The organism is Streptomyces acidicola (assembly GCF_009377235.1).
GTDB classification, from domain to species: Bacteria; Actinomycetota; Actinomycetes; order Streptomycetales; family Streptomycetaceae; genus Streptomyces; species Streptomyces acidicola.
The window spans coordinates 1-4,178 of record NZ_VMNX01000422.1 but is presented as its reverse complement, the minus strand read 5'-3'; the positions used below and the strand labels follow the sequence as shown (position 1 = coordinate 4,178).

Genomic DNA, 4,178 nt, shown 5'->3' with positions numbered 1-4,178 from the left:
GGGTAGGGGCGGCGGGGGCGAGAAAACCCGGGCTCGCGCCACGCCCCACCCGCACCTGCGACCGGCACATGAGACGCCCCTCCCACCGGTTCGCCTCCACGACCCCCCGCCGGTTAGGTTGCCCTCATGACCGACACGACTGCTCCTCGCACCACCGGCGCCGTGGCCGCCGGTCTCGCCACGATCGCCGCCGACGGCACCGTTCTCGACACCTGGTTCCCCGCGCCCGAGCTGACCACTGCGACCGCCGAGGGCCCCGGCCCGGCCGGCAGTGAGCGGCTGTCCGCCGAGAAGGCCGCGGAACTGCTCGGTGAGGGCGCCGCGAAGGCGATCGGCCCGGACCCCCGCCGGGGCGTCGAGGTGGTCGCGGTCCGTACGGTCATCGCCTCCCTCGACGAGAAGCCGATCGACGCGCACGACGTCTACCTGCGCCTCCACCTGTTGTCGCACCGGCTCGTCAAGCCGCACGGCCTGAGCCTCGACGGCATGTTCGGCTTCCTCGCCAACGTCGCCTGGACCTCGCTCGGCCCGGTCGCCGTCGACGACATCGAGAAGGTCCGGCTCAACGCGCGCGCCGAGGGGCTGCACCTCCAGGTGACGTCAGTCGACAAGTTCCCGCGCATGACGGACTACGTCGTCCCGAAGGGCGTCCGTATCGCCGACGCGGACCGCGTGCGACTCGGTGCGCACCTCGCCGAGGGCACCACCGTGATGCACGAGGGCTTCGTGAACTTCAACGCGGGCACCCTGGGCACCTCGATGGTCGAGGGCCGCATCTCCGCCGGTGTCATCGTCGGTGACGGTTCCGACATCGGCGGTGGCGCCTCCACGATGGGTACGTTGTCCGGCGGTGGCAACGTGATCATCGCCATCGGCGAGCGTTGCCTGGTCGGCGCCGAGGCGGGCGTCGGCATCGCGCTCGGCGACGAGTGCGTCGTCGAGGCCGGCCTGTACGTCACCGCCGGCACCCGCGTCACCATGCCCGACGGGCAGATCGTCAAGGCCCGTGAGTTGTCCGGTGCCTCGAACATCCTGTTCCGCCGCAACTCCATCACCGGCAAGGTCGAGGCCCGCCCGAACAACGCGGTCTGGGGCGGTCTGAACGAGATCCTCCACAGCCACAACTGAGAACGTATGGACCGCGCGGACCGTATGGTCCGCACGGTCCATGCGTCCGTAGACGATGGGTCCGTAGACGATGGGCGTCCTCCCGCGGCTTGCGGGAGGGCGCCCGGCTTTCTTCGAGATGCTGTGGTCAGGCGGCGACCAACCCCTCGTATGCCGCCAGCAGCCCGTCGGACGCCTCCCGGCCGGCGGGTCGCAGCGGCGCCCGGACCGGGCCGGCGGGCAGCCCCAGCCGGCTGAGCAGTGCCTTCGCGGTCACGGTGCCGGGCAGTCCGGAACCCATCATCAGCTCGGTCAGCGGGATGGTGAGTCGCTGGCGACGGGCGGCCTCGGCCGTGTCCCCCGCGTCGAACGCGTCGATGACCGCCCGGAAGTGTCGGGGCGTCACATTCGCGACGGTGCTGATGTACCCGGTCCCGCCGATCGCGTACAGCGCCAGCACGTACTCGTCGCAGCCCGTGTAGTACGCCATCCCCGTCCGGGCCAGCACCTTCTGGGTGCCCAGCAGGTCGTACGCGCAGTCCTTCACCGCCACGATCCGCGGGTGCTCGGCGAGCCGGATCATGGTCTCCGGCTCGATGCGGGTGCCGGTGCGGCCGGGGATGTCGTACAGGGCGAGCGGCAGCCCGCAGGCGTCGGCGAGTTCGCGGAAGTGGGCCTCGACGGCGTCCTGCGGGGGCCTGCTGTAGTACGGCGTGACCGCCAACAGGCCGTCCGCTCCCGCCTTTTCGGCCGCCAGGGCGAGCTCCACGGTGTGCCGCGTGTCGGCCGTCCCCACGCCCGCGACGATATGGGCACGGTCCCCGACCGCCTCCCGGACCACACGCACGAGCCCCGCCTTCTCCGTGTCCGACGTGGTGGGCGACTCACCCGTCGTACCGGACAGGACCAGACCGTCGCAGCCCCCGGCCACCAGCCGGTCGGCCAGCCGCTGCGCGCCGTCGAGGTCCAGTGCGCCCTCCGCGGTGAAGGGTGTGATCATCGCGCAGAGCGCGCGGCCGAAGGGGGCGGGGCGTGGAGTGGTCATGGGGGTAGTGTCGGCACGGTCACGGTGAAGATCTACTTAATTCTTCTACGAGATGTCGGTCAGACTTGCTACGGAGACGTGCCGTGTGTCCTTGACGCGAGGTGAGAGGCCCTGCTGCGAAGCCGCCCCTTTTGGGTCACCATGGCCATGACGGTCAGCAACGTCACGTCACGGTCATGGGAGGCGTCATGAGGCTCGGCAAGGCACTCGCCACCGGGGTCGCGGAGGAGCAGGACCAGCCGTACGAGGAGGAACTGCGACTCCCCGAAGAGACCGCGGGGGCCGAGGAGTCGGAGGCGGCCCCGGCTGAAGAGGTACCGGTCGCGCGATGAGGCTGCGGCTCCCCGAGGAACGTCCGGCGGAGCCGCCGACCGGATACAAGATCGCCCACCCGATGCTGTCCCAGGACGGCACCCGGGCCGGTTTCACCGGGGTGTCGCTGGGTGGTGCGCTGCCGTACGGGGTCCTCGACGAGGCCCGGTGTGTCTACGGACTCAGGCACCGTGCCCCCGCGCGCCTGTGCGACTGCGGCTTCCACTGTGTGCACGACCGTGCGGCGGCCGAGGCGCTGCTGTGCACCGGCGAGCACCGCGCGGCCGTGCTGCTGGAGGTCTCCGTGCTCGGCTCGTACATCCGCTTCGAACTCGGCTTCCGCTACGCGCGCCAGCGGGTGAGGTGTGCGACGGTCGGGCCGTGCGCGTGCGGAGCGGCGGCCGTGGCCCTGGCCGACGCCGGCTGGGGGCGGCCGGGCTGGCGCGCACTGGCCGCCGCGTGCGCGGGCTGTGTCCGTGGGCGTACGTCGGTGTCGCTTGCCTCCTTTGCCCGGCTGGCGGGGGAGGGGCTTCGGGTGCGGGCTGCTGGGGGTGCGGCCGCGGGTGCGGGCGCGGTGGCGGATGAATCGTGCGGTTCATCTGGTCCCGCCCGGTTGTCCGGAAATCTGGGCGTCCCCGAACTCGTCGCGGAGGCGGCGCTGCTCCAGGCGCGGCTCGACTGGTTCCAGGGCCGGCTGGCCAGGCTCGGCGAACGCGGACCCGGGGCGCCGCCGCAGGGATCGCCTCCGCAGGGGTAACGCCGGCCGGGCCGGGTACTCGGAGCGCCCCGGACGAGAGGAGGCGGGACACAGTGACAGGGACCCTGGACACCAGGCCCGCACGACCCACGGCGGCCGAGCACCATTCCGTCGGCGAACTGGTCGGGCAGGCCACCGAACAGCTCTCCACGCTTGTACGGCAGGAACTCGCTCTCGCCAAGGAGGAGCTGGCCGCGAAGGGACGCCGCGCGGGGCGTGGCGGCGGACTGCTGGGTGCGTCCGGCGCCATCGGCTACGTGGGCCTCATGGCTCTGTCGGGTGCCGCCGCGGCCGCGCTGGCGCTGGTGCTGCCCGTGTGGGCCGCCGCGCTCATCGTTGCGGGGGCGCTCTTCGTGATCGCGGCCGTGCTGGCGGCGACCGGGCGCGCTCAGCTGCGCCGCGCCAAGCCGGCCACGCCCGCGCAGGCCATCGGCAGCCTCAGGGCGGATGTCGAGGAGATCAAGGGAAGGGCGCACCGATGACGAGTACCTCCGGCGGTTCGGCTGGTTCGACGGGCTCGGCTGGTTCGAGGGGCGCGCCACAGCCTCCTCGTTCGGCCGGGGCCAAAGGGCCCGACGAGCTGCGGCAGCAGATCGCGATGACGCGTCATCAGCTCGGCGACACCGTTGAGGAGTTGGTTGCCAAGACCGATGTGAAGGCGCGGGCTCGGGCCCAGGTGGCGGAGCTGAGGGGCTCTGCCTCCCATGCGGCGCACTCCGTGCGGGAACGGGTGCCACGTGTGCGGCGGGTTGTGGTGATCGGCGGTGTGGGTGCGGGCGTCGCCGCGGCGGCCGTCGGCGCGGTGGTCCGGCGGCAGCACGAGGCGTCGCGGACTGTGATGTGTGGGCGGCGCCGCTCTGCCTCGGCGCTCCGTCATGACGTCGCGCGGCGCGTGCAGCGGATGCGGCGTATGTAGCGGGGTGCCTCCGGCGGCTGGGGTGGGGGTGGGTGCTGAGG

The 4,178-nt window shown here is 72.3% G+C and carries 6 protein-coding genes; 5 read left to right on the top strand and 1 reads right to left on the bottom strand.

All coding sequences use genetic code 11. The annotated features are described in order from the left end of the window. Positions 1 to 126 precede the first annotated feature (126 nt). Complete coding sequence (dapD, locus tag FPZ41_RS45270) at positions 127 to 1,128, top strand: 2,3,4,5-tetrahydropyridine-2,6-dicarboxylate N-succinyltransferase (protein WP_152870605.1); 1,002 nt, start codon at positions 127 to 129, stop codon at positions 1,126 to 1,128. A 127-nt stretch (positions 1,129 to 1,255) separates the two neighbouring features. Here dapD and dapA read toward each other — a convergent pair whose 3' ends face one another. Beyond that, on the bottom strand, positions 1,256 to 2,152 hold the full coding sequence (gene dapA / locus FPZ41_RS45265) for a 4-hydroxy-tetrahydrodipicolinate synthase (RefSeq protein ID WP_152870603.1): 897 nt from the start codon (positions 2,150 to 2,152) through the stop codon (positions 1,256 to 1,258). Positions 2,153 to 2,340: 188 nt separating this feature from the next. On the opposite strand from dapA, the gene FPZ41_RS47655 reads away from it, so the two are divergent. Genes FPZ41_RS47655 through FPZ41_RS45250 form a run of 4 tightly spaced genes read left to right on the top strand, consistent with a single transcriptional unit; the run spans position 2,341 to position 4,137 of the window. Continuing rightward, entirely contained in the window at positions 2,341 to 2,484 is a 144-nt protein-coding gene (locus FPZ41_RS47655) for a hypothetical protein (RefSeq protein ID WP_194236451.1), read from the top strand. Beyond that, complete coding sequence (locus tag FPZ41_RS45260) at positions 2,481 to 3,221, top strand: hypothetical protein (protein ID WP_152870602.1); 741 nt, start codon at positions 2,481 to 2,483, stop codon at positions 3,219 to 3,221. Before FPZ41_RS47655 ends, FPZ41_RS45260 begins: the two co-directional genes overlap by 4 nt. A gap of 53 nt (positions 3,222 to 3,274) precedes the next feature. After that, complete coding sequence (locus FPZ41_RS45255; protein ID WP_322621547.1) at positions 3,275 to 3,703, top strand: phage holin family protein; 429 nt, start codon at positions 3,275 to 3,277, stop codon at positions 3,701 to 3,703. Continuing rightward, on the top strand, positions 3,700 to 4,137 hold the full coding sequence (locus tag FPZ41_RS45250; protein WP_152870600.1) for a DUF3618 domain-containing protein: 438 nt from the start codon (positions 3,700 to 3,702) through the stop codon (positions 4,135 to 4,137). Before FPZ41_RS45255 ends, FPZ41_RS45250 begins: the two co-directional genes overlap by 4 nt. Positions 4,138 to 4,178: the final 41 nt, after the last annotated feature.

Excerpts from the sequence above, each read along its gene's own strand:
- dapD (WP_152870605.1), top strand. The coding sequence starts at position 127 with ATGACCGACACGACTGCTCCTCGCACCACCGGCGCCGTGGCCGCCGGT.
- dapA (WP_152870603.1), bottom strand. The coding sequence starts at position 2,152 with ATGACCACTCCACGCCCCGCCCCCTTCGGCCGCGCGCTCTGCGCGATG.
- FPZ41_RS47655 (WP_194236451.1), top strand. The coding sequence starts at position 2,341 with ATGAGGCTCGGCAAGGCACTCGCCACCGGGGTCGCGGAGGAGCAGGAC.
- FPZ41_RS45260 (WP_152870602.1), top strand. The coding sequence starts at position 2,481 with ATGAGGCTGCGGCTCCCCGAGGAACGTCCGGCGGAGCCGCCGACCGGA.
- FPZ41_RS45250 (WP_152870600.1), top strand. The coding sequence starts at position 3,700 with ATGACGAGTACCTCCGGCGGTTCGGCTGGTTCGACGGGCTCGGCTGGT.